General features: G+C 72.7%; 18 protein-coding genes. 9 read left to right on the top strand and 9 right to left on the bottom strand.

The genetic code is table 11. From position 1 onward, the window contains the following. Positions 1-105: 105 nt before the first annotated feature. The gene (nadA, locus tag ACIPFH_RS04980; protein WP_356250197.1) at positions 106-1,290 is read left to right on the top strand and encodes a quinolinate synthase NadA; all 1,185 of its coding nucleotides are present in this window, start codon (positions 106-108) and stop codon (positions 1,288-1,290) included. A gap of 21 nt (positions 1,291-1,311) precedes the next feature. Here nadA and ACIPFH_RS04975 read toward each other — a convergent pair whose 3' ends face one another. From ACIPFH_RS04975 to ACIPFH_RS04955, 5 genes are all read right to left on the bottom strand, one after another. Further along, on the bottom strand, positions 1,312-3,540 hold the full coding sequence (locus ACIPFH_RS04975) for a PQQ-binding-like beta-propeller repeat protein (protein WP_401823126.1): 2,229 nt from the start codon (positions 3,538-3,540) through the stop codon (positions 1,312-1,314). Between the two features lie 194 nt (positions 3,541-3,734). Next, positions 3,735-4,418, bottom strand: coding sequence for a response regulator (locus ACIPFH_RS04970; protein ID WP_401823123.1), 684 nt, complete (start codon positions 4,416-4,418; stop codon positions 3,735-3,737). Then, on the bottom strand, positions 4,415-5,638 hold the full coding sequence (locus ACIPFH_RS04965) for a sensor histidine kinase (RefSeq protein ID WP_401823120.1): 1,224 nt from the start codon (positions 5,636-5,638) through the stop codon (positions 4,415-4,417). The genes ACIPFH_RS04970 and ACIPFH_RS04965 overlap by 4 nt, the downstream gene beginning before the upstream one ends. A gap of 147 nt (positions 5,639-5,785) precedes the next feature. Then, a complete protein-coding gene (locus tag ACIPFH_RS04960) occupies positions 5,786-6,064 on the bottom strand; it encodes a hypothetical protein (protein ID WP_401823118.1) in 279 nt (92 codons plus the stop codon). A gap of 34 nt (positions 6,065-6,098) precedes the next feature. Next, positions 6,099-6,890 (bottom strand): PspA/IM30 family protein, encoded by a 792-nt coding sequence (locus ACIPFH_RS04955; protein WP_401823116.1) that lies wholly within the window; start codon positions 6,888-6,890, stop codon positions 6,099-6,101. Between the two features lie 297 nt (positions 6,891-7,187). Here ACIPFH_RS04955 and ACIPFH_RS04950 point away from each other — a divergent pair, with 297 nt between their 5' ends. Both ACIPFH_RS04950 and ACIPFH_RS04945 read left to right on the top strand, forming a co-directional pair. Continuing rightward, complete coding sequence (locus ACIPFH_RS04950) at positions 7,188-7,784, top strand: DUF3043 domain-containing protein (RefSeq protein ID WP_401823113.1); 597 nt, start codon at positions 7,188-7,190, stop codon at positions 7,782-7,784. An 83-nt stretch (positions 7,785-7,867) separates the two neighbouring features. Then, entirely contained in the window at positions 7,868-8,578 is a 711-nt protein-coding gene (locus ACIPFH_RS04945) for a methyltransferase domain-containing protein (RefSeq protein ID WP_356250183.1), read from the top strand. A gap of 91 nt (positions 8,579-8,669) precedes the next feature. On the opposite strand, the gene ACIPFH_RS04940 is transcribed toward ACIPFH_RS04945, so the two are convergent. Beyond that, complete coding sequence (locus ACIPFH_RS04940) at positions 8,670-8,882, bottom strand: hypothetical protein (RefSeq protein ID WP_328482381.1); 213 nt, start codon at positions 8,880-8,882, stop codon at positions 8,670-8,672. 114 nt (positions 8,883-8,996) lie between these two features. Here ACIPFH_RS04940 and ACIPFH_RS04935 point away from each other — a divergent pair, with 114 nt between their 5' ends. Further along, a complete protein-coding gene (locus tag ACIPFH_RS04935; RefSeq protein WP_401823110.1) occupies positions 8,997-10,220 on the top strand; it encodes a bifunctional adenosylcobinamide kinase/adenosylcobinamide-phosphate guanylyltransferase in 1,224 nt (407 codons plus the stop codon). 410 nt (positions 10,221-10,630) lie between these two features. Here the strand turns inward: ACIPFH_RS04935 and ACIPFH_RS04930 are convergent, their stop codons facing one another. Beyond that, positions 10,631-11,563 carry a class I SAM-dependent methyltransferase gene (locus tag ACIPFH_RS04930; protein ID WP_401823108.1) on the bottom strand — a complete coding sequence of 311 codons (933 nt, stop codon included), beginning with the start codon at positions 11,561-11,563 and terminating at the stop codon, positions 10,631-10,633. 149 nt (positions 11,564-11,712) lie between these two features. On the opposite strand from ACIPFH_RS04930, the gene cobT reads away from it, so the two are divergent. From cobT to ACIPFH_RS04915, 3 genes are all read left to right on the top strand, one after another. Continuing rightward, positions 11,713-12,903: a nicotinate-nucleotide--dimethylbenzimidazole phosphoribosyltransferase gene (gene cobT / locus ACIPFH_RS04925; RefSeq protein ID WP_401823105.1), complete on the top strand. Its 1,191-nt coding sequence runs from the start codon at positions 11,713-11,715 to the stop codon at positions 12,901-12,903. A 72-nt stretch (positions 12,904-12,975) separates the two neighbouring features. Next, on the top strand, positions 12,976-14,703 hold the full coding sequence (locus tag ACIPFH_RS04920; protein WP_401823104.1) for a phosphatidylglycerol lysyltransferase domain-containing protein: 1,728 nt from the start codon (positions 12,976-12,978) through the stop codon (positions 14,701-14,703). Continuing rightward, positions 14,700-15,449, top strand: coding sequence for a hypothetical protein (locus tag ACIPFH_RS04915; protein WP_401823102.1), 750 nt, complete (start codon positions 14,700-14,702; stop codon positions 15,447-15,449). Before ACIPFH_RS04920 ends, ACIPFH_RS04915 begins: the two co-directional genes overlap by 4 nt. Positions 15,450-15,776: 327 nt before the next feature. On the opposite strand, the gene ACIPFH_RS04910 is transcribed toward ACIPFH_RS04915, so the two are convergent. Continuing rightward, on the bottom strand, positions 15,777-16,541 hold the full coding sequence (locus tag ACIPFH_RS04910; protein WP_401823100.1) for a hypothetical protein: 765 nt from the start codon (positions 16,539-16,541) through the stop codon (positions 15,777-15,779). 73 nt (positions 16,542-16,614) lie between these two features. On the opposite strand from ACIPFH_RS04910, the gene ACIPFH_RS04905 reads away from it, so the two are divergent. Next, entirely contained in the window at positions 16,615-17,454 is an 840-nt protein-coding gene (locus ACIPFH_RS04905; protein ID WP_359127065.1) for an adenosylcobinamide-GDP ribazoletransferase, read from the top strand. Here ACIPFH_RS04905 and ACIPFH_RS04900 read toward each other — a convergent pair. Beyond that, positions 17,429-18,316: an endo alpha-1,4 polygalactosaminidase gene (locus ACIPFH_RS04900; RefSeq protein WP_401823098.1), complete on the bottom strand. Its 888-nt coding sequence runs from the start codon at positions 18,314-18,316 to the stop codon at positions 17,429-17,431. The two genes, ACIPFH_RS04905 and ACIPFH_RS04900, sit on opposite strands and share 26 nt — an antisense overlap. A gap of 355 nt (positions 18,317-18,671) precedes the next feature. On the opposite strand from ACIPFH_RS04900, the gene ACIPFH_RS04895 reads away from it, so the two are divergent. After that, entirely contained in the window at positions 18,672-20,198 is a 1,527-nt protein-coding gene (locus ACIPFH_RS04895; protein WP_401823095.1) for a leucyl aminopeptidase, read from the top strand. Positions 20,199-20,501: the final 303 nt, after the last annotated feature.

The raw sequence follows: 20,501 nt of genomic DNA, 5'->3' as shown, positions 1-20,501 counted from the left end.
CTTGGGGATTCACGTCACATCGACGCGATGACCGTCGTCAAAGTGACATGAAGCGGGTTATGATAGATAACGTCAGATCGACGAAAAGTAGAAAGGGTGCGTGTCGTGACCACCGCCCAGACCACGGAGCTCGACGTACAGCCGACTCCGCTCGCCCTGTTGCTGCTCGGCCGCGAGGCCGACCCGAAGAGCGAGCGGGGCGTCGAGTGCCCCGGCGACCTGCCCTCGCCCTCGGACCCGGACCTGGTGGAGCGTGCCCGCGCCGCCAAGGAGAAGCTCGGTGACAAGGTCTTCGTGCTCGGCCACCACTACCAGCGCGACGAGGTCATCCAGTTCGCCGACGTCACGGGCGACTCGTTCAAGCTGGCCAAGGACGCGGCCGCCCGCCCGGAGGCCGAGTACATCGTGTTCTGCGGTGTGCACTTCATGGCCGAGTCGGCGGACATCCTGACGTCCGACGACCAGAAGGTGGTCCTCCCCGACCTCGCCGCCGGGTGCTCGATGGCCGACATGGCCACCGCCGAGCAGGTCGCCGAATGCTGGGACGTGCTGACCGAGGCAGGCATAGCCGAGCAGGTCGTGCCCGTCTCGTACATGAACTCGTCCGCGGACATCAAGGCGTTCACGGGCAGGCACGGCGGCACGATCTGCACCTCCTCCAACGCCCAGCGGGCCCTGGAGTGGGCCTTCGAGCAGGGCGAGAAGGTCCTCTTCCTGCCCGACCAGCACCTCGGCCGGAACACGGCCGTGCGGGACATGGGCATGTCCCTGGAGGACTGCGTCCTCTACAACCCGCACAAGCCGAACGGCGGGCTGACCGCCGAGCAGCTGCGCGACGCGAAGATGATCCTGTGGCGGGGCCACTGCTCGGTGCACGGCCGCTTCAGCCTGGAGTCGGTCGAGGACGTCCGCGCCCGGATCCCCGGCGTGAACGTGCTCGTGCACCCCGAGTGCCGGCACGAGGTCGTGGCCGCGGCGGACTACGTCGGCTCGACCGAGTACATCATCAAGGCGCTGGAGGCGGCCCCGGCCGGCTCGAAGTGGGCCATCGGCACGGAGCTGAACCTGGTGCGCCGGCTGGCGAACCGTTTCGCGCCCGAGGGCAAGGAGATCGTCTTCCTCGACAAGACGGTCTGCTTCTGCTCGACGATGAACCGGATCGACCTCCCCCATCTGGTCTGGACCCTGGAGTCCCTCGCCGAGGGCAAGCTGGTCAACCGGATCGAGGTCGACCAGGAGACCGAGGCGTTCGCGAAGCTGGCGCTGGAGCGGATGCTGGCGCTGCCGTAACCGTTCCCCGCGGGTCCCGGATCACCCCGACAGCGGTTCCCGGTCGGGGTGGCCCGGGTCCAGCGTGAAGACGGTCCCGTCGGGGCTGAGCACCACCAGGGCGCCCTCGTCGAGGAACACCCGTGCCGCGGAATAGCCGGCCCCGACGACCTGCTCGGCCCGCGCGGGGGACTCCCACCGCAGGCTGCCCGTCTCGATGTCGAGGGCGGCGACCCGTCCGGAGGCGCTGGCCGTGAACACCGCCTGCCCCTGCCCGTCGGCGACGGGCGTGCCGGGCTGCTGAAGGGTCGTCGAGGTCCGCCACAGCCGCTCGCCCGTCTCGGGCGAGTGGGCGACCAGCTGTCCCGCGGAGGAGGCGAAGCAGAGCACTCCGCCCACCAGCGCCACCTCGCCGCGCGGGTCGCCCGCCAGCTTCCTCTTGCGTACGGCGCCGGTGCCCGGGTCGATCAGCAGGACCTCGCCGTACGTCGACTCCGCGGAACTCTGGGCGTCCCGTGGGGTGAACATCACGAAGGCCAGATCGCCGCCGACAGCGCCGACGTGGACGCCGTCGCCGTCAGGCACGCTCACCTTCCGGGTCGAGCCGTCGGCCGGGTCGACGGCGTAGAACACGGTGCGCGACGGTGTCCCCGCGTCGGTGCAGCCGGCGTACGGGACGCTGTCGACGTCGTAGAACTGGCAGCCGTAGCTGGCCGCGACGGGCAGGGCGGCCGTCCAGCGCGTGGTGCCGTCGCGCAGTTCGCGGGCGGTCACGCGGTAGCCGTCCGCGGTCATCAGCAGATCGCCCACGACCGCGGGGTCGACAGGGCCCGTCCGGTTCAGCGCGCGCGACCAGAGCCGCTTGCCGGTGGCGGAGTCGAGGGCCACGGCGGTGCTGCTCTGGTCGGTGCCCGCGCTGTTCTGGACCGACTGGGACACCAGCAGCACGCCGTCGCGCACCCCGAGGACCGCGCTGCCGTATGCCTCCTGCGCCACGCCCGAGGGCACAGAGTCGGCCCGCCAGGCGAGCCGGCCCGTCGTCCCGTCGACACGGACCGGGAGGGTGCCGTTGCCGCCGCAGTACAGGGCGCCCTCGCCCATGGCGCAGGACAGAGAGGTGTTGGTGTCCGAGGCCCCGCCGCCCAGCGGCTTCGTCACCCCGCTCGCGGCGGTCCCGAACACCGTGGTCCGCCAGGGTTCCCAGCCGTTGGGCAGGGGATCCCAGCTGGGGAACTCGGCGCCGGTGCCGTCCGACTCCGCCGCCTTGTCGTTCCCCTGGAAGGGGTCGAACAGGAGGTAGCCGGTGAGCGACAAGGCCAGGAGGCCCGCCACCCCGGCGAGGACCGGCCACCGGCGCAGCCGGGAGCGGCGGCCCGTGCGGGGCGGGGCCGCGGCCGGTCCTGGCTCCTCACCCGGCGCGGGCGGCAGACGCAGGGTCACCGTCTCCATGTCGCCCGCCGCGGGTTCGGGCAGTGCCTGCGCGAACTCCTCGGCCAGCTCGTCGAGTCCCGGCCGGTCGGCGGTGTCCTTGGCCAGGCAGCGGGACAGGACCGCGCGCAACGGCTCGGCCACCGCGTCCACCGCCGGTTCCTCGTGCATCACCCGCCACGCCGTCAGGTAGGGGCTGTCGGCGTCGAAGGGCCCGCGTCCGGTCGCGGCGAACACCAGCAGCGCGCCGAGGGAGAAGACGTCCGAGGCGGGGCCGACCGACCGGGCGTCCTTGAACTGCTCCGGGGACATGAACGGCGGGGTGCCGATCGCGTGGCCGGTCTCGGTGAGGGTCTGGTTCTCGGTGGCGCGGGAGATGCCGAAGTCGATGACCCGGGGACCGTCCTCGGCCATCAGGACGTTGGAGGGCTTCAGGTCACGGTGCACGACCCCGGCCCGGTGGATGTCCCGCAGCGCCTCCACCAGCCCCAGGACGAGCCGTCGCAGCTCCGCCCCCTTGAGCGGGCCGGCACCGCGGATCCGGGCGGACAGCGCGGGCCCGGGCACGTACTGGGTGGCCATCCAGGGCCGGACGGCCTCCGGATCGGCGTCCACGACCGGGGCGGTGAAGGCCCCGCTCACCCTGCGGACGGCCTCGATCTCCTGCCGGAAGCGGGCCCGGAAGACCGTGTCCTCGGCGTACTGGGCGTGCACCACCTTGACGGCGACCTCCCGCCCGGAACGGGACCGGCCCAGGTAGACGACGCCCATGCCCCCGGATCCGATCCGGTCCACGATCCGGTATCCACCGAGCGCTTTCGGGTCGTCCTTGTGCAGCGCCAACGCCCCGGTCCCCTTCCCCCGCCGAGCAGTTCGAGTTCACAGGATAGGGAACCCCTACGAGGGAAACGGCATCGGCGCCGCGGGGTCGGCCTCCGGCCGGTTGCGGGGTCTTCCCGGGCGGTCCGGGCTGCCGCTTCGCGGCGCGCTTCCCCGCCCGGCGCTCCTGCTCCGGGCGCGGCACGGGAGGGTCCGGCTCACTCCGCCCTCGGACGTACCAGCCCCGACTCGTACGCGATCACCACGAGCTGGGCCCGGTCGCGGGCGCCCAGCTTGGCCATGGCCCGGTTGACGTGCGTCTTCACGGTCAGCGGGCTGACTTCGAGGCGTTCGGCGATCTCGTCGTTGGGGTGGCCGCCGGCCACCTGTACGAGGACCTCGCGCTCGCGCACGGTGAGCGCCTCCAGCCGGGCGGAGCGGGCCGGATCGTGCTCGTCGTCCGCCGCGCCGCCCTGGGCCAGGAAGCGGGCGATCAGGCCCTTGGTGGCGGTCGGCGAGAGCAGGGCCTCCCCGCCGGCGGCGACCCGGATGGCGTTCAGGAGCTCCTCCGGCTCGCTGCCCTTGCCGAGGAAGCCGGAAGCACCGGCCCGCAGCGACTGCACCACGTAGTCGTCGACCTCGAAGGTCGTCAGGATGACGACCCTGACCTGCGCGAGGGAGGGATCGGCGCTGATCAGCCGGGTCGCGGCGAGACCGTCCGTGCCGGGCATGCGGATGTCCATCAGGACGACGTCGGCGCGCTGCTCCTTGGCCAGCCGGACCGCCTCCGCGCCGTCGGACGCCTCGCCGACCACCTCCATGTCGGGCTCCGAGTCGACGAGCACGCGGAACGCGCTGCGCAGGAGCGCCTGGTCGTCGGCGAGCAGGACGCGGATGGTCATGCGCTCTCCCCCGTGGTGGCCGTGCGGGTCTTGACCGGCAGGATCGCATGGACGCGGAAGCCGCCTCCGTAGCGGGGACCGGTGGTGAGGGTGCCGCGCAGGGCGCTGACCCGCTCGCGCATGCCGAGCAGACCGTGGCCGCCGCCTGCCGCCGGGGACCCGTCGTCCGCGGGACGTCCGTCGTCGAGGACGGTGACCTCGATGTTCGGCCCCACGCGTACGACGCTGACCTCGGCCTTCGCCTCGGATCCCGCGTGTTTCTGGACGTTGGTGAGGGCTTCCTGGATGACGCGGTAGGCGGCCAGGCCGACGGCGGCCGGCAGGGTGGTCTCGTGGTCGGCGCGGGCCACCTCGACCTGGAGGCCGGCGTTGCGGAAGGTGTCGGCGAGTTCGTCGAGCCGGTCCAGGCCGGGGGCGGGTTCGGTGGGGGCCTCGGGGTCGCCGGACTGGCGCAGCAGGCCGACGGTGGCCCGCAGTTCGTTGAGCGCGGAGCGGCTGGCCTCGCGCACGTGCGCGAGGGCCTCCTTGGCCTGGTCGGGCCGCTTGTCCATGACGTGCGCGGCGACTCCGGCCTGGACGTTGACCAGGGCGATGTGGTGGGCGACGACGTCGTGCAGGTCGCGGGCGATGCGCAGGCGTTCCTCGGCGACCCGGCGGCGGGCCTCCTCCTCCCGGGTGCGTTCCGCGCGCTCGGCGCGGTCCCGGATGGCCTGGACGACGGCCCGGCGGCTGCGGACCGCGTCGCCCGCGGTGGCGCCGATGCCGGTCCAGGCGAGGATCCCCAGGTTCTCCTGGGCGTACCAGGGCAGCGGTCCGGCGAGCATGGCCGCGCCGGTCAGGACCGTCATGGTGAGCAGGCCGGCGCGCAGGGTGGTGGCGCGGTCACTGCCGGCCGCGACGGTGAAGAGCGCGATCACGGCGGACATGGCGACGGGGGCGCGGGGGTCGCCGGTGACGGACTCGATCACGGAGGCGGTGCCGGTGAGAACGAGGACCGTCATGGGGGCTCTGCGGCGGAAGACGAGGGCGACGGCGCCCAGGGTCATCAGCAGCAGGCTGAGCGGATCCGGGCTGCGGATGCTCCAGCTGACGCTGTGCTCTCCGTGCGGGTCGACGAAGGAGCCGGCCAGCATGCAGAGCAGTACGCCTGCGGCGAGGGCGGCGTCCAGAGCCAGGGGGTGGGCCTGGAGCCTGCACTCGGCCCGGGAAAGGAGGGTCACTTCCTAGGTACCGTCGCTTTCCTTGCCGTAGCTGGGGGCTGCCGCCTCCCGGGCTCCCGCCGTCGGCCCCGAACGGGCCTGGTCCTCAGCCTCCCGCGGAGGGGGCGCCCGCGGACGGGCGGCGGTCGCCGTGACCTGCGCTGAGGGTCAGCCCGGGATCAGCCCGTCGTCGCTCAGCATCTCCCGGACCTCTTCCAGGCTCGCGTCCGGGGCCGGGAGGATCAGTTCCGAGGGTTCCAGGGCGTCGTCCGGCAAAGGTTCGCCGAGGCGGCGGACTGCGTCCAGGAGGGCGCCGAGGGTGCGGTGGAAACCGTCCTCGTCGCCGCTCTCCATCTCCGCCAGCAGCTCGTCGTCCAGCTTGTTCAGTTCGACGAGATGGGAGTCGGCCAGCGTCCACTGGCCCTCCCCCATGATCCGAACGATCATGTCGCCCTCCTCGGCTCCGGTCCCCGGCGCCGGGCTACTTCTTGTCGAAGCGCGGGGTGTCCTGCGGCTGCTGCTGGGACTGCGACTGGCTCGTGCCGCCTTCGATGGCCTGCTGAGGGGCACCGCCGGCGAGCTCGGCCTTCATGCGCTGCAGTTCCAGCTCTACATCCGTACCACCGGAGAGGCGGTCCAGCTCGGCCTGGAGGTCGTCCTTCGCGATGCCCGTCGGGTCGTCCAGGGCGCCGGAGGCCATCAGCTCGTCGAGGGCGCCGGCCCGGGCCTGGAGCTGGGCGGTCTTGTCCTCGGCGCGCTGGATGGCCAGGCCCACGTCGCCCATCTCCTCGGAGATGCCGGAGAAGGCCTCACCGATGCGGGTCTGCGCCTGGGCGGCGGTGTAGGTGGCCTTGATGGTCTCCTTCTTCGTACGGAAGGCGTCCACCTTGGCCTGGAGGCGCTGGGCCGCGAGGGTGAGCTTCTCCTCCTCGCCCTGGAGCGTGGAGTGCTGCGTCTCGAGGTCGGTGACCTGCTGCTGGAGGGCCGCGCGGCGGGAGAGCGCCTCGCGGGCGAGGTCCTCGCGGCCGAGGGCGAGCGCCTTGCGGCCCTGGTCCTCCAGCTTCGAGGACTGCGACTGCAACTGGTTCAGCTGGAGTTCCAGGCGCTTGCGCGAGGTCGCGACGTCGGCGACGCCGCGGCGGACCTTCTGGAGGAGCTCCAACTGCTTCTGGTACGAGTAATCGAGGGTTTCGCGCGGGTCCTCGGCCCGGTCAAGGGCCTTGTTCGCCTTCGCGCGGAAGATCATCCCCATACGCTTCATGACACCGCTCATGGGCTTCGCGCGCCCCCTTCTGACGTCCAGCTCCAGCTCTGCGACAGAACCCACAGTACGGGCCCTGCATCCATTGACGCACTGTTCGGGGACGGATGCGCTCATCCCCAAGGACGACTGACCAAGAGCTTGCTCCGGCGTAGGGAGTAGGTGACCTTCAGGGTGAGCGATAGGTCACCCTGCGCCCCCTCTTCCCCGTCCCTGTCCCGGTCTGTCCCTTCTACAGACGACTGGTGTTGCCGGATCGTTCCCCTCCGGGCTGGGGTCCATGCCCGCGAGCGCTTACCCTTGGGTTTTGTGTTCCGAAGCCGTGCCAAGGAAGAGAAGGCCCCCGCCGACAAGGCCGTGGTGACCGACTCCATGCAGCCCCGTGACCCGCAGGCCAAGAAGGGCAGGCCCACGCCCAAGCGCAATGAGGCCCAGTCCCAGCGCCGCAGCGTCGCCAACACGTCGACGTCCCGCAAGGACGCCGCCAAGCGTCAGCGCAGTGAGCGCCGCGCCCAGCTGGACAGGCAGCGCCAGGCGCTGGCCGGCGGGGACGAGCGTTACCTGCCGGTCCGCGACAAGGGACCCGTCCGCAAGTTCGCGCGCGAGTTCATCGACTCCCGGTTCAACGTGGCGGAGTTCTTCCTGCCCATGGCCGTGGTCATCCTCGTGCTGAGCATGGTGCGGGTGGGCTCGCTGCAGACCATCGCGCTGCTGCTGTGGCTGGTCGTGATCGTGCTGATCGTGCTGGACTCGTTCGTCACGGCCTTCCGGCTGCGCAAGCAGCTCGCCGAGCGCTTCCCCGACCAGAACCGGCGGGGCGCGGTGGCCTACGCGCTGATGCGCTCGCTCCAGATGCGTCGGCTGCGGCTGCCCAAGCCGCAGGTCAAGCGTGGAGCGCGGCCCTGAGCACTGCGGCTTTCTCCGGGGGGGCGGCCGAGGCCTGGTTGAACAGGCTGGGTGGGCTGCGTGATGTCGTACGACAGGAGCTGGTGGCCCGGCAGCTCGACGAGCAGATAGTGGGGCGCTACCCGGTGGGGCAGCGGCTGCGCGTCCTCGACGTGGGCATGGGCCAGGGCACGCAGGCGCTGCGGCTGGCCCGGCTCGGGCACCAGGTGACCGGGCTGGAGCGGGACGCGACGATGATCGCCGCGGCCCGTGAGGCCCTGAGCGGCGAGCCCGAGGGCATCCGGGAGCGGATGCGGATCATCGAGGGCGACGGCCGGGACACCGGGGTGCACTTCCTGCCCGGCAGTTTCGACGTGGTGCTGTGCCACGGCGTACTCATGTACGTCGAGGAGCCGGACGCGCTGCTCGCGGGGCTCGCGCGGATGCTGGCCCCGGGCGGGCTGCTGTCGCTGCTGGTGCGCAACGCCGACGCGCTGGCCATGCGGCCGGGGCTGTCCGGCGACTGGGCGGCCGCTCTGGGCGCCTTCGACACCGTCTCCTACCGCAACCGGCTGGGACTCGACGTGAGGGCGGACCGGCTGACGACGCTGACCGGCACGCTCGCCGGGATCGGGGCTCCGCTCCAGGCCTGGTACGGCGTGCGGGTCTTCACGGACACGGCGGCGGACGGGACGGAGCTCCCGCGGGACCCGCAGGAGAGGGAGAGTCTGCTGTCCGCCGAGGAGCGGGCCGGGCGGACCGACCCCTACCGGCAGGTGGCGGCGCTGCTGCACCTGTGCGGGGTGCGCGGCTGAGCCGGTGCGGGGCTGGGCCGGGCCTGCGTTCTTCACTCGTTCGGGTGAGCGGTGGCCGGGGTGGCCGTGCGGCGACCACCCCGACGGAGGGCTACGCCTCGTTCGCGTGCAGGCTCATCGGGCCGTAGATCTCGGTGGAGTCCTCGAAGAGCCGCACCTGGTCCGCGCCGCCTTCGAGGAGGTCCTTCCAGGCTTCCCCGATCCAGGACTCGGCGTCCCCCTGCGTGGTGAACTCCTCGGGCTCCACCGCGGGTTGGACCTCCGTCCCGTCGGCCTTCTCGAACCGCCACGTCCATGCCGCCATGTACGCCTCCCAGCTGTGACCACGTGCAGAGCAGAAGCCGGATCTTGGTCCGGCTTCTGCTGTGCAGCCTAGTCGGATGCGCAAGACCTGGTCAGACACGCGAAAATCAGCTTCGTGGAAGTCACTCTGCTCGGTACCGGTGCCCCCGCGGGACTGCCCCGCCCCGACTGTCCCTGCGCCGTGTGCGCGACCTCGCTCGGGGCGCACGCACGGGCGGCGACCGCGCTGCTCGTCGACGGGGCCCTGCTGCTCGATCTGACGCCGGGTGCGGCGTTCGCTGCCGCGCGGGCGGGTCATTCGCTGGGCGGGGTCCGGCAGGTGCTGCTGACGCATCCGCACGACGGGCCCCCGGTGGAGGTGCCGGCCGGGTTGCCGCAGCCCGGCCGGGTGCCCGACGGGCGGGAGTTGACTCTGCTGACGGGGCATCGGGTGCGGGCGGTGGCGATGGACGCGCCCGGCACCGGGTACGCGGTGGCCGGCCCGGACGGGCAGCGGCTGCTGTATCTGCCGCCCGGGGGCGCGCCGGCCGGACTCGAGGAGGGGTCCGGGACCGCCGAGCGGTACGACATGGTCCTGGCGGACCTCGTGGGGCGGCCGGACGCGCTGGCGAAGCTGCGGGCGGTGGGTGCGGTGGGGCCGACGACCGACGTGGTCGCCGTCCACCTGGACCATGACGTGCCGCCGGGCCCGGAGTTGCGGCGGCGGCTCGCGGCGGCCGGGGCGCGGGCGGTGCCGGACGGGTCGACTCTGACGGTGGGGGTGTACGAGGACGTGCCGGACGTGTCGCGGCGGACGCTGGTGCTGGGCGGCGCCCGGTCGGGGAAGTCGGTGGAGGCCGAGCGGCGGCTGGAGTCCTTCCCGGGCGTGCTGTACGTCGCCACCGGGGGGACCAGGGGCGGCGACACCGAGTGGGCGTCCCGGGTCGCCACGCACCGCGACCGGCGGCCGGGGTCGTGGCGGACCGTGGAGACCTGCGACCTCGTGCCGCTGCTGGCCGAGGACGGCGCGCCGCTGCTGATCGACTGTCTGTCGCTGTGGCTGACGGACGTCATGGACTCCGTCGGGGCGTGGGACGACGCGCAGTGGGCGGACGGTGGCGAGCGGGCGCTGCGCTCGCGGGTGGTGGAACTGGCACAGGCCGTGCGCTCGGCCCGGCGGACCGTCGTGCTGGTCTCCAACGAGGTGGGTTCGGGGATCGTCCCGGCCACGGCGTCGGGGCGCCGGTACCGGGACGAGCTGGGACGACTGAACGCAGCCGTCGCCGCCGAGTGCGAGGAAGTGGTCCTGGTGGTGGCGGGCCAGGCGCTGGTACTGCGAGGACCGGCGGCCGGCGCCTGACGGCCGGCCCCTGCGCGCGAACAACCGGCACGCGAGGGGCCCACGCCTGACGGCCAGTCCACGCGCACGAACAACCGGCACGCGTCGGCCCGCGCTTGACGGCCAGTCCCCACGCACAGACGACCGACCCGCGACGGGCCGCGCCTAACGGTCACTTCCCGCGCACGAACAACCGGCACGCGACGGCCGCGCCTGACGGACAGTCCGCGCGCACGAACAACCGGCACGCGGTGGCCGGCGCCTGACGGCCGGCCCCGCGGGCGAACACCCGACGCACGACGGCCCGCGCCTGACGGCCAGTCCCCACGCACAGACGACCGACCCGCGACGGGCCGCGCCTGACGGTCACTTCCCGCGCACGAACAACCGGCACGCGCCGGCCGCGCCTGACGGTCGCTTCCTGCGCGCGATCAACCCGACGCGCAGGGGTCGGTGCCTGGGGGCTGCCTCCTGCGCGCGATGACCCGGTACGCGTTCGAGAAGCGGGTGCGGCTCAGGGCGGGGGCCAGGAGGTGGTCGAGGGCGGCGGCCAGGACGGTCAGGGGCCCGGCCGCCCGGCGCAGGCGGGTCCGGTTCAGGTAGAGGGAGGCGGCCGCCGCCAGGTCGTGGGGGCTGTGCGGCGTACGGCGGTCCGTCACGACGATCTCGCAGCCCTGCGCCTCGAGTTCGGCCCGGAGGTTGGCCAGCGGGATCAGGTGGAGATGCCGGGGCTGGTCGTAGGTGTGCCACCACTTGCCCAGCACGACCGCGGACGCGCTGGCCGGGTCCGGGAGGTCCAGGAGGAGATGGCCGCCGGGACGCAGGGCCGTCAGCGCCGCCGCGAGTTCCCCCCTCGGGTCCCGGGTGTGTTCCAGGTGGTGGAGCATGCTGACCACGTCGTAGCGGCCGCGCAGACGGGACAGGACCTCTGGAGCCGTCAGCCCGCCCACGTGGGCTTCGTCGAGCCGGCCCGCCGCTCGCGCCCGCTCCACCCTCGGGGTCGGGTCCACCCCGTCGAACGCGGTGTAGGCGAACAGCTCCTTCGCCGCCTCGGGGAAGAAGGCGTCCCCCGTGCCCACGTCGAGCCAGCTCTCCGGCTCGGGGAAGGGCAGCATCGCCCGGGCCGTCGCCCTGAGGTGGGGACGGTCGGCCCCTTCGTCGCCCTCGACGTCGTACAGCGCCAGCCCTTCGGCGGTCAGCCGCGGGTTCTGGAAGGCGTGCGCGCAGTCCCGGCACTCGTCGACCACGAAGGTGCCCGGTCTGCGGTGGCGCAGATCCGGTGCCCGCACCCGCGTGCGCAGGCGCTTCGAGCCGCACCAGGGGCAGTCGTCTCTGCGCGGCTCGTGGACGGGCCTGGGGGGCATGAGCGGCTCCGGGGAGGACATCGAGAGCGGACGACAATTAGCGGCAAAACGGAACGTATGGGATACCGATCCGGGGCGCAATGACGTCACGCGGGTGTGGTGGCGATGTGGCGCGGAACTGTTCGATCGGTGCCGGTACTGTTCGGCGAATGAGCTCGCTTAATCTCGACGACTTCACGGATCTGATCGAGCGCCCCGACGGCGGAGTGCGCCGCGACGCGGAGGCGCGTCGGGAACGTCAGATCGTGCCGCCCGGATCACTGGGCCGCCTGGACGACCTGGGTGAGTGGCTGGCCGCGGCGCAGGGCTCGGCACCCGTGCGACCGGTCGAGCGGCCGCGGGTGGTGCTGTTCGCCGGCGACCACGGCATCGCCGAGCTCGGCGTCTCCGCCCGGCCCGCGGGCAGCGCCTCGGAGTTGGTGCGTGAGGTCATCGAGGGCGGCCGTCCGGTCTCCGTGCTCGCCCGCCGCCTCGGCGTGCCCGTGCGGGTCGTGGACATGGCGCTGGACTGCGACCCGGACACGTTCCCGCCGGACGTCGTGCGGCACCGGGTTCGACGCGGCAGCGGCCGTATCGACATCGAGGACGCGCTGACGCTCGAGGAGGCCGAGGCGGCCTTCCTGGCGGGCGTGGCCGTCGCGGACGAGGAGGCCGACTCCGGTACGGATCTCGTCGTGCTCGGCGACATCAGCGTCGGCGGGACGACGGCCGCGGGGGTGCTGGTGGCCGCGCTGTGCGGGACCGACGCGTCCGTGGTGACCGGGCGGGGCGGGGAGGCGATCGACGACCTGGCGTGGATGCGCAAGTGCGCCGCCGTCCGGGACGCGCTCAGGCGGGCGCGGCCGGTGCTCGGGGAGCAGTTGCAACTGCTGGCGACGGTGGGCGGGGCCGACCTCGCCGCCATGACGGGCTTTCTGCTCCAGTGCGCGGTACGGAAGTTGCCGGTCGTCCTGGACGGCGTCGTGGCGGCCGCCTGCGCGCTCGTCGGGCAGCGCGTCGCGTTCCGGGCGCCGGACTGGTGGCTGGCCGCGCACAAGAGCGGTGAACCGGGGCAGGCGAAGGCACTCGACCGGATGGCCCTGGAACCGCTGCTCGACCAGGGCGTGAAGGTCGGAGAGGGCGCCGGGGCCCTGCTCGCGCTCCCCCTGGTGCAGGCGGCGGCCGCACTGGCGGCGGAGCTTCCCGAGAAGCCCGAAGTACCGGAAGCGCCCGAAGCACCGGACGAGAAGCCGGAAGAGGAGCCCGCGCGGGAGCCGGAAGCGGAGCAAGCGGGCGACCTGGAGGAGAAGCAGGAAGCGAAGGATGAGGAGAAGCAGGGGGAGAAGCAGGAAACGGAGTAGCCGAGCGGCTCAAAGGGACAGACGGCGCCAAAAGAGCGGTTTCCCTGAAGTGCACCCATATGATCACCACTCATGGGCAACACCCGGGGCGCCGCCGCCTTCGCCGTCTGGTACCTGCGTGCCGTCGCCTTCGTCAACTTCCTCAGTGCGGTGTGGGTCTCCCTGGGGCAGGACGTGCGGCGGCACAACCAGGAGAACCTCTTCACGCCGTACCTGCTGACGGCCGGCTTCGCCTCCGGTGTCTTCACCGCGTTCCTGGCCATCACGATACGGCGGCGCAAACGGGCCGCGTGGATCCTCAACCTCGGCCTGAGCGGGGCGTTCCTGGGGCTGTTGGCGCTGGCCATGGCGTTCCCGGAGGTCCGGCGGTACCCGCAGAACTGGGTCTCGCTCGCGCTGACCGCCGCCTTCGTCGTGGCGTTGCTCGCCGGGCGGCGGGAGTTCTACGCGAAGGGCGACCGGTCCAACCCGAGACTCGCCGCGGCCGTCGGCGCGGGCGGGCTGCTGGGCGCTTCGCTGCTGGCCGCGCTGCTGGTGACGGTCACCGACCGGGCGTCCACCCCCTCCACCTTCCTCGACCGCTGGCGCTACGGCACCCTGCGGCTGGTCTCCGTCGCCGCCGACGACCACCGCGTCCCCGGGATCGCCCCGCCCACCTGGGTCGACGTCGCCGTCAACGTGCTGAGCACGGCGCTCGTCCTCGCCGTGCTGTACGCCGCCTTCCGTTCCCGGCGGGCCGTCGACCCGCTCACCGAGGACGACGAGAAACGGCTGCGGGAGCTTCTCGACCGGCACGGTGAGCGGGACTCGCTCGGCTACTTCGCGCTGCGGCGGGAGAAGAGCGTGTGCTGGTCGCCGACCGGGAAGGCCGCCGTCGCCTACCGCGTCCTCGGCGGGGTGTCGCTGGCCTCGGGGGACCCGCTCGGGGATCCGGAGGCGTGGCCGGGGGCGATCGGGCCATGGCTGGCCGAGGCGCGGGCGCACGGGTGGATCCCGGCGGTGATGGGCGCGAGCGAGGAGGCCGGGACCGTCTACGCCCGGCACGGCCTGGACGCGCTGGAGCTCGGGGACGAGGCCCTGGTCGAGGTCGCCGAGTTCACCCTCGAGGGACGGGCCATGCGGACCGTCCGGCAGGCGTACAACCGGGTCCGGCGGGCCGGGTACACGGTGCGGGTACGACGGCACGAGGACATCCCGGCCGACGAGATGGCGTATCTGCTCCGGCGCGCCGACGACTGGCGCGACGGGGCCACCGAGCGCGGGTTCAGCATGGCGCTGGGGCGGCTCGGGGACCCCGAGGACGGGCGCTGCGTGATGCTGGAGTGCGCCGACGCCCTCGGTGAGCTGCGGGCCCTGCTCTCCTTCGTGCCGTGGGGTCCGCACGGGCTGTCCCTCGACCTGATGCGACGGGATCGCGACTGCGACAACGGGCTGATGGAGTTCATGGTCATCGAGCTGCTCCGGCGTGCCCGGGAGGCCGGTGAGCTCCGCGTCACCCAGGTCTCGCTGAACTTCGCCGTGTTCCGCTCGGTCTTCGAGAGGGGTGCGCGGCTCGGCGCCGGGCCGGTGCTGAGGCTGTGGCGGTCGCTGCTCAGCTTCTTCTCCCGCTGGTGGCAGATCGAGTCGCTGTACCGCGCCAACGCCAAGTACCGGCCCATCTGGGAGCCCCGTTTCCTGCTCTTCGAGAAGAGCGCGGACCTGCCCCGCATCGGTCTCGCGTCGGCGCGGGCGGAGGGGTTCCTGGAGGCGCCCGGGCTGCCGAGACGGCTGCACCGCAGGCACCTGGAGACCCACCGGTGAACACGGGCGCCCGCCGGGCCCGCGCCGAATGGGGACCGCTGTACGAGGCCGTACGCGCCTCCTCGACGAAGCGGCGGTGGCGGGCGGTCCCGCTGACGTTGGCAGCGGTGTGCCTGACCTCGGTGACCCAGGTCGTGCAGAACCAGACGTGGGGCTATCGGCCGGTCCAGGACGCCGGAGCGGTACGGGCCGAGGACCCCCTGTGGCTCGCCCTGCTGCGCACCCCGCTGTCCCTGTTCGTGCCCGCGCTGGATTTGCCGGTCTGGGGCGCCCTCGCCCAGATCCTGCTGGTGTTCGGGATCGCGGAGCTCTGTCTGGGCTGGTGGCGGACCCTCGGAATCGCCTACGCCGCCACGCTCGCCGGCACCCTGTACGCGCGCGTCGGCATCGCCCTGGGCCCCGGCAGCCCGGTCGGCCTGCCCGCCGCGGACGCCCGGATCGTGGACACCGGCCCCTCGGCGGCCGTGGTCGGCCTCGCGGTGTTCCTGGGCTGGCGCTACCGCGCGCACGTGACGGCGGTCGCGGTGATCGTCGCGATAGTGGCGGAGGTCCTGCTGAAGAACAACCTGGCGGGCAAGGAGCACCTCGCGGCGATCGCGGCGGTACTGGCGCTGTGCGTGGTGGCGGAAACCCGCGGCCGCGGATGTGACCGCGGTCCACGAGCTCCCGTCCGGCCGGCCCGCAGGACGCGGCGCACTACCGCCTCACGACTCCGCCGACGAACCCGGAGCCACACCGGCTCATAGCCCCACCGACCGGCCCGGAGCGACACCCGCTCATGGCTCCGCCGACGAACCCGGAGCCACACCGGCTCATAGCCCCACCGACGGGCGCGAGACGGCAGCGCCTCGCGGCTCCGTCGCGGGACACCGGGCGACACCGGTGCACGGCTGCGCCGAAGGACCCGGGACGACGCCGGTTAACGGCTTCGCCGGAAGGCGCTGACCGCTACCGGCTCGTGGCTCCGTCGGCGGGCACGGGGCGGTGCCGGGTCGGCTCGGACCGGAGGGGTGAACGGTCATGCAGGCCCGCGCCCGCCGCGCGGTGCGCGGGACCGTTCGGGGGCGGGGTCCTCACCTGTGCTCGGCGGACTCGGCGAGTTCCGCGGTGGTCTTGCCGCCCAGCCAGTCCCCCACCATCCGCCGGGGCCCCGCCCAGCGGCGGTCGTGGTGGTAGGCGCGCAGCACCGCCTTCGCCCGGGCTCGCGGCCGCCGCCGGTAGAACCGGCGGGCCCACGGCGAACCCGGCCGGGCCACCCGTACCAGGCCCACCAGCCCCAGGAACGGGATGAAGACGCTGAACACGGCCATCTTGGCCTTGCCCTTGCTCAGTACGGCCAGGGAGAACAGGAAGTTGAACACGACGGTCGAGATGACACCCCCCCGGTCCTGCAGTTCGTCCTGGCTCATGTCGTTGACGCCGAACGGCGCGAAGCCCACGAGCAGCAGTCCGACCAGCGCCGCCGTCAGGACCACCGCCTCCACGCTCTTGCGGCCCGCCTCCGTCCAGTACACGTCGTCGAGGTGCAGGATCAGCGCGAACTCGTCGAGGACGAGGCCCGTGCCGATGCCGAAGACCACCGCGAAGGCGACTGCCCCGAGGCCCTGCCGGCCGCTCGCCACCGCGCCGAAGCCGCCCGCGATGGTCAGGACCACGCCGGGGACCACGTGGTGGATGTGCACCCCGCCGGAGCTGATGTTGCCGAAGGGCCCCTTGCCCGCCCGGATGAGGCGGGTGATGACCCGGGTGATCAGGAAGGTGAGCACGAACGCGGTCAGGGCGACGAGCAGCGGGACCTTGCCCGGTTCGACGATGTTGCGCTGCACCCACTGGCCCATGCCGCCAGTCTCCCGGCGTGCGGGGTCGGCTGCCTCGTGGGCGCGGCGTCCGGGCTACTCTGCCGCCGTGTCCATGACCTCGCCCTTCGACGGCCTCCGCTTCGCCTTCGGCACCCTCACCGTGCTCCCGGTCAGGGTGACCCGCTGGGACCGGGAGGCCGCGCGCGGGGGCATGCTGAGCGCCCCCGTGGCCGGGCTGGTCGTCGGTGGCTGCGCGGCCGGGCTCGGTCTGCTGCTGCTGTACCTGGGCGCGAGCCCGCTGCTCGCCGCCGTCGCCTCCGCCGCCGTGCCCGCCGCCCTCACCCGCGGTCTGCACCTCGACGGGCTGGCCGACACCGCGGACGGTCTCGGCAGCGGCAAGCCCGCCGAGGACGCGCTGCGGATCATGAAGCAGTCCGACATCGGCCCGTTCGGTGTGCTCACGCTGGTCCTCGTGCTGCTCGCTCAGGTCGCCGCGCTGACGCAGCTCTACGGCACCTCGTGGGCGCTGGGCGCGGTGGCCGCCGTGGTCTCGGCGGTCACCGCCCGGCTCGCGCTGACCCTGGCGGCCCGCGCCGGGGTACCGGCCGCGCGGCCGGAGGGGCTGGGGGCGGCGGTCGCCGGTGTGGTCCCGGTGCGGGGCGCGGTGCTCACCGCCGCCGCCGTCACGCTGGGCGCGGCGGTCGCGGGAGCGTGGTGCGGACCGTACGAGGGCGGCGTCGTCGTCCTGATCGGGCACGTCGAGCCGGGGGCCCTGTTCGAGCCGTACGACGCCGTCCAGCCGGCGCTCGCGGTCCTCGCCGGCCTCGCCGCCGCCGAACTCCTGCTCCGGCACTGCGCGCGGCGCTTCGGCGGGGTCACCGGGGACGTCTTCGGCGGCCTGGCGGAGACGGCGGCCACCACCGCGCTCATGGTGTTCTGCCTGGGGCGTTAGACGGCCGGCAGGCCTCCCTCCACACCCCCAGCTCGTACTTCTTCAGCAGTGAACTCAGCTTCAGGCGGCGGGAGTCGGCGCAGAAGTCGCTCGTGGGGAGTTCGTACTCCACGTGGAAGACGGCCTTGCCCGCCTTGATGAAGGGGGTCAGGTCCTCGCACTCGTCGTACTGGGCGCACTGTTCGTTGACCGCGAAGTCGAAGTCGTTGACGAGTTCCGGGATCTGGTCGAGGTCGTTCTTCAGGCCGACCGACATGCCCCGGTCGTGGGCGAGTCCGGCGATGAGACGGTTGTAGCGGAGCTGGTCGGCGGCCTCGACCGGGAAGCCCGTTGTGTTCTTGTAGCCGTCCATGTTGTCCGGTTCGACCGCGTCGAACCCCTTCTCACGGCACATGTCGAGGCGGGCCGCCATCAGGGGTTCCAGGACGTCCGTCCGGCGGATGTCCAGCCAGCGTTCGCCCTTCCAGCCGTTGCCCTCGCCGATCACCGACCTGGGGAACTTCGCCGCGTCCGGGCGCCACTCCTCCCAGGCGCCGGTGGAGAGGTAGCAGATGGCCTTGCGGCCGTATCGGTGCAGCTTCGCGACCGTGGCCGCGGTGTGGTCGAAGCCGTCGATGTCGTAGACCGGCACGTCGACGGTGGTGTCCAGACGGCCGCTCAGCTGCCACTGCCATTCGGTGCCGGGCGTCGGCTGCCAGCGCTTCCCGGCCGACGGGTCGTCACCCGTGCTCCGGTCGGGTGTCCTGTCCGGTGCCGTCCTCGATGCCGTGTCCGCCGTGCCGTCCGGTGTGACGTCCGATGCGGAGGCGCAGCCCGCCAGCGGCAGGGCGAGGAGGGACAGCAGCAGGATCGGGCGTCTCACCGGGCGGGCTCCAGGATGTGCGGCGACGTACCCGACGATGATCTCCCATGGCGCCTCGCCGGGTCCCCGCACCCCGTCTCCGAACCCGACCCGAGGGGTGTGACCCGGTTCGTGGAGTGCGAGGATCGGGAGGTGGCTACGACGCCACCGACAGGTGAACACTCGCGTGCATGAGCGAACGCACACGCACGCGTACGCTCGTTCCGGGATTCGCCACGCCGGTCCGCCGCGCCGGTGAGGCACACCCCCGGATACGACCGCACCCACGACCCGGTTCTAGGGTCGGCAGTCGGGCCCGGTCGACCCACACGTTCCGGCCACTGCAACTCCACATCGGAAGCGAGATTTCACCACCGTGACTGCTCTCACTCTCAGCACCGCCGCGGCGCCCGGCCTCCGGGCCGACGCGATCGTGATCGGTGTCGCCAAGGGCGCGAAAGGCCCGATCGTTGCCCCAGGCGCCGAAGCCGTCGACAAGGCCTACGACGGCCGTCTCGCCGGCATTCTGGACACCCTCGGCGCCTCCGGGGCCGAGGGCGAGGTGACCAAGCTGCCCGCCCCGGCCGGTTTCAAGGCACCGCTCGTGCTCGCGGTGGGGCTCGGCACGGAGCCCGAGCAGGACGCCGGCTTCGACCCCGAGGCGCTGCGCAAGGCGGCGGGCGCGGCCGCCCGGACCCTCACCGGCTCCAAGAAGGCCGTCTTCGCCCTGCCGGTGACCGACGCCTCGGACGTCGGCGCGATCGGCGAGGGCGTGGTACTCGGCGCGTACTCCTTCGACGCGTACAAGCGCAACGGCGACGATGCCAAGGCCAGGAACGGCAAGGCGCCGCTCGCCGAGGCCGCCCTGCTCGGCGGGAAGCCGCGCGACGCCGCCCACAAGGCCGCGCTGCTGCGTGCCGCCGCCGTCGCCGAGGAGCTCAACCGCGCCCGCGACCTGATCAACATGCCGCCGAACGACCTCGACCCCGAGGCGTTCGCCGCTCTCGCCCAGACGGCGGCCAAGGAGCACGGCATCAAGGTGCAGGTGCTCGACGAGAAGGCCCTCACCAAGGGCGGCTACGGCGGCATCCTGGGCGTCGGCGCCGGTTCGGCCTCCGCCCCGCGTCTGGTGAAGCTGTCGTACACCTCCGCCAAGGCGCAGAAGACCCTCGCCTTCGTCGGCAAGGGCATCACCTACGACTCGGGCGGCATCTCGCTGAAGCCGGCCGGGCACAACGAGACGATGAAGTGCGACATGAGCGGTGCGGCGGCGGTCTTCGCCGCGGTCGTCGCCGCCGCGCGGCTCGGGCTCGAGGTGAACGTCACCGGCTGGCTGGCGCTCGCCGAGAACATGCCGTCCGGCTCCGCCACCCGCCCGGGTGACGTGCTGCGCATGTACAGCGGCAAGACCGTCGAGGTCCTCAACACGGACGCCGAGGGCCGGCTGGTCCTCGCGGACGCGCTGTGGGCGGCCTCGGCGGAGAAGCCGGACGCGATCGTCGACGTGGCGACCCTGACCGGCGCGATGATGCTGGCGCTGGGCAGCCGGACCTTCGGCATCATGGCGAACGACGACGCCTTCCGCTCCACCCTGCACGAGGCCGCCGAGGAGGTCGGTGAGCCGGCGTGGCCGATGCCGCTGCCGGAGCACCTGCGCAAGGGCATGGACTCCGCGGTCGCCGACATCGCGAACATGGGTGAGCGGATGGGCGGCGGACTGGTGGCCGGTCTCTTCCTGAGCGAGTTCGTGGGCGAGGGGATCACCTGGGCGCACCTGGACATCGCCGGGCCGGCGTTCAACGAGGGCGGCCCGTTCGGCTACACGCCGAAGGGCGGTACCGGCACCGCCGTGCGCACGCTCGTGCGGCTCGCGGAACTGACCGCCGCGGGCGACCTGGGCTGACGTCCCCTTTCCAGTGAGCGGGGACTGTGCGCCTGATCACTCGGGTCCATCCGTCGTACGGCGGGTGCGGGCCGTATGTGGCTGGTCGCGCAGTTCCCCGCGCCCCGGGGGTACGCCCCCTCACGTCCGTCACAGGTGAGCGTGGGGTGTCTCACACCCCGGCCCCGCGTCTCGTTCGTCTCCCGCAGGTGCGAAGATGGGCCTCGGCAGGACAGGGCCCCCACCACAGGGCCGAAGAAAGAGCGGCCGGACACCAGCCGCCGGCGGTCAGCGACGACCGGCGCACGGCGCACATGCATGGAG

The sequence above is a fragment of the Streptomyces sp. NPDC088157 genome (genome assembly GCF_044741545.1).
In the GTDB taxonomy this organism is placed as follows: domain Bacteria; phylum Actinomycetota; class Actinomycetes; order Streptomycetales; family Streptomycetaceae; genus Streptomyces.
The sequence above is the reverse complement of the archived record's forward strand: the minus strand, read 5'-3'. Positions and strand labels throughout refer to the sequence as shown.

Excerpts from the sequence above, each read along its gene's own strand:
- ACIPFH_RS04910 (WP_401823100.1), bottom strand. The coding sequence starts at position 16,541 with ATGGGCCAGTGGGTGCAGCGCAACATCGTCGAACCGGGCAAGGTCCCG.
- ACIPFH_RS04930 (WP_401823108.1), bottom strand. The coding sequence starts at position 11,563 with ATGCCCCCCAGGCCCGTCCACGAGCCGCGCAGAGACGACTGCCCCTGG.
- ACIPFH_RS04920 (WP_401823104.1), top strand. The coding sequence starts at position 12,976 with ATGGGCAACACCCGGGGCGCCGCCGCCTTCGCCGTCTGGTACCTGCGT.
- cobT (WP_401823105.1), top strand. The coding sequence starts at position 11,713 with ATGAGCTCGCTTAATCTCGACGACTTCACGGATCTGATCGAGCGCCCC.
- ACIPFH_RS04940 (WP_328482381.1), bottom strand. The coding sequence starts at position 8,882 with ATGGCGGCATGGACGTGGCGGTTCGAGAAGGCCGACGGGACGGAGGTC.
- ACIPFH_RS04955 (WP_401823116.1), bottom strand. The coding sequence starts at position 6,890 with ATGAGCGGTGTCATGAAGCGTATGGGGATGATCTTCCGCGCGAAGGCG.
- ACIPFH_RS04970 (WP_401823123.1), bottom strand. The coding sequence starts at position 4,418 with ATGACCATCCGCGTCCTGCTCGCCGACGACCAGGCGCTCCTGCGCAGC.
- ACIPFH_RS04960 (WP_401823118.1), bottom strand. The coding sequence starts at position 6,064 with ATGATCGTTCGGATCATGGGGGAGGGCCAGTGGACGCTGGCCGACTCC.
- ACIPFH_RS04905 (WP_359127065.1), top strand. The coding sequence starts at position 16,615 with ATGACCTCGCCCTTCGACGGCCTCCGCTTCGCCTTCGGCACCCTCACC.